Origin of the sequence: Kitasatospora sp. NPDC059973 (genome assembly GCF_042737525.1) — a bacterium.
In the GTDB taxonomy this organism is placed as follows: domain Bacteria; phylum Actinomycetota; class Actinomycetes; order Streptomycetales; family Streptomycetaceae; genus Kitasatospora.
Genome location: NZ_JBHWUI010000342.1, coordinates 1 through 2,763, shown reverse-complemented (window position 1 = coordinate 2,763; position 2,763 = coordinate 1). Strand labels below are relative to the sequence as shown.

Annotated in this window: 2 protein-coding genes and 1 pseudogene; all 3 read left to right on the top strand. The window is 73.8% G+C overall.

What is annotated here, in order from left to right; genetic code table 11:
* Positions 1–211 (top strand): annotated as a pseudogene (locus ACFWA9_RS38915) (hypothetical protein); the annotation flags it as partial.
* A gap of 304 nt (positions 212–515) precedes the next feature.
* A complete protein-coding gene (locus ACFWA9_RS38910; protein WP_380394291.1) occupies positions 516–662 on the top strand; it encodes a hypothetical protein in 147 nt (48 codons plus the stop codon).
* An 873-nt stretch (positions 663–1,535) separates the two neighbouring features.
* Positions 1,536–2,513 carry a 2-hydroxyacid dehydrogenase gene (locus ACFWA9_RS38905; protein WP_380394288.1) on the top strand — a complete coding sequence of 326 codons (978 nt, stop codon included), beginning with the start codon at positions 1,536–1,538 and terminating at the stop codon, positions 2,511–2,513.
* Positions 2,514–2,763: the final 250 nt, after the last annotated feature.

Here is a 2,763-nt window from a genome sequence, read left to right as displayed (position 1 = left end):
GCCGGGCTCCCACCGCCGGCAGCAGCGAGCCGCCAAGAGCTTCGCCGCCGCCATGGTCGACGCCACCACCTGGCAGAGCAGCGGCGACACCTGCCCCTGCCCCACACACACCCGGGTGCCGCCGGGCCGCGCCGTCCCCGACGCGGTCGCGGGCCGCCGTACTCGCGGGCCGCGACCGCTCCCCGACCCTGCCGAGGGGCACCGGCCTTGATCGGCCGGCGGGCCGGCGCTGCCGCGCACGCCGGGCGGCGGCCGTAGGGGGCGGGGGCGGGGGCGGTTCACCGGCGGGGGCGGTTTGCGCCGGCGGGGGCGGTTCGTGCCGGCGGGGGCGGTTCATGCCTGTTCGGACACGGGGCGGTTGCGCCCGTGCACAGGAGTTGGTGCCGCGCGCTGCCCTTTCGCCCGACGGTCCGGACGGGCCCGACGGCCGCGATCGAGCATCTGGTGATCTATCGTCACCTCGTCGCCCCGTCAGCAGCGTTGCCACCGGCTGCCGATCACCGTGGAGGACCGCCGTGCAGCAGCACCGTTCCCGCGTCTCCTACAACCGGGGTACCCAGTTCCACCCCGCGGCCGACCAGGGCAACCGGGTCGTCTGGCTCGACGCCACCACCGGCGGCAGCGACCTCGTGACCCACGACCGGCCCGCCGCCACCTGTTGACCCGACCCGCCGTCCACACCGCTGCGCCGTTCGCCACCTGTTTCCGGGGCGGACGGCGCAGCGGCGTGTGGACCGGAAATCCTTCGGCGTCGGACGGTGAGAGACCGTCATTCGAGGCGGTGAAGACCGGAAGATTTCCCGTCTCGCCTCGGTTGTCGCCCCGTCATCCGCCGACCGGAGCACCCGGCCCGCGGTGTCCTTCCGTACACCGACCCCGATGTCCACCTGTCGGAGCGATCACCGTGCCGCGAGACTGGCTTCCAGCCGGAGAACCCGGGCCCAGGTGTCCCCCGGGCTCGGGTGTCCTGCGAGCCGTGCGCGTCGGCCGCGCAGGAGAGACCAGACGGTTCCACCGCCCCCGGTCCACGGACCGGGAGCGGTCCGACAGAAACGACGATCGCAGATGGCCGATCAGCAGCCCGATCCGACGGGTTCGACCGCGGTGAACGCGTTCTTCGCACTCCCGACGCCGTTCTTCGCCGTGGCGTTCGCCCTCTTCGCGTTCGGGTCGGAGAGTCTTCGGAACACCTGGGGCTGGGCCTGCTACGGCACCGCCCTGACCATGACGGTCTCGGGCCTGCTGGCCTGCGCGTGCGCACGGCGCGGTCCCGGCCGGGGCGGACTCGGCTGCGTGGCCGCGGCCGCGATCGTCGGTGTACTCGCCCTCGCCCGGTACGGCCTGCCGCCGTCAGCGCCCTCGTCGGGACCTGCGGAGCAACGGACACGGCCTCGGACCGCCCCCGAGGGGCGGCGACGGGTGGACGAGTTCCTCCGGACCGGCGGAAACATCCGGTCCGCCGCCCGTAGGCTGAGGCCCGCGGCGCCGCCGGGGGGCGGAGCGTGCCGCGCACAGAGTCGACCGAGGAGCCGAGCATGGACAGGCGCAGGGTGGTCGTGACCGGGGCGACCTTCCCGGACCAGGTGGTACGGAAGCTGGAGGCCGGCGGATTCACCGTCGAGTCGCTCCCCGGCGACCTGGACGAGGACAAGGTGGTCCAGGCGCTGCACGGCGCCTGGGGCTACGTACTGGGCGGGTCGGAGGTGATGTCCGCACGCGCGTGGGACCGGCTGCCGGACCTCGCGGTGGCCTGCTTCATGGGCACCGGCTACGGCTCCTTCATGGAAGTACCCGAGGGCGCTTCGCCGACCCGGTTCTGCTACACCCCGCACGCCAACGCGGTGGCCGTCGCGGAGTTCACCGTCGCTCAGATGCTCGACCTGGTCCGCGGGGTGACCCGCCGGGTGACGGGCGTGCGGGCCGGGCTGTGGAGCGAGGACGCGACGCCCTCGCTGGTCGGCGCCCGACTCGGGGTGGCCGGCATGGGCCACATCGGCCGCGAGGTGGCCCGGATGGCGCACGCCGCGTTCGGCATGGAGGTCCTGTACTGGAACCGCACGCACCGCCCGGAGCTCGACGGGCTGCCCTACACCGCGGTCGCCTCCCTGGACGACCTGTTCGAGGCCGCCGAGGTCGTCACCCTGCACTTCCCCCACCAGCCGGGCGTCAACGACGGCGTCATCGGCGCACGGCAGTTGACGGCGCTGGGCCCCGACGGCTTCCTGATCAACACCGCCCGCGCCGCCCTCGTCGACCCCGACGCCCTGCGCACCGCACTCGCCACGGACCTGATCGCCGGCGCGGCCTTCGACGGCTACTACACCGAACCGACGCCGCACCCGGCCGAGGACCCATACGGACTGCTGGAGTTCGTCCCGGACCGGCTGCTGGTCACACCCCACTGCGCCTACCTCAGCACCCAGGCCGTCCGGCGCATGGCCGACATGGCCGCGGAGAACCTGCTCTCCGTCGCCCGGGGCGACCAACCCCGCTACCCCGTCGCGGCCGGGTAGCGCGCCGCGCCGTGCGGACGGGACGCGGCGGGCAGGTGGCCGGTCCTGGGCGCGGGATGCCTTCGACGGCCCCGGTGATGGTCCACCCTCGCCCGCCCCGGACCGGGCCGCCGGCTCACGGCGACGTCCGGACCGCGGCGGGCTCCTCCCCGGCCCCTAGTAGTGCTTTGTTAGGAGGCTTGTCGCATCGCGTGTTCGGTAGTTCTCTGTTGGTATGAGGACTGGCGAACTTGCTTTGTGGCGGGGGCGG

Coding starts and splice junctions, on each gene's coding strand:
- ACFWA9_RS38905 (WP_380394288.1), top strand. CDS start 1,536: ATGGACAGGCGCAGGGTGGTCGTGACCGGGGCGACCTTCCCGGACCAG.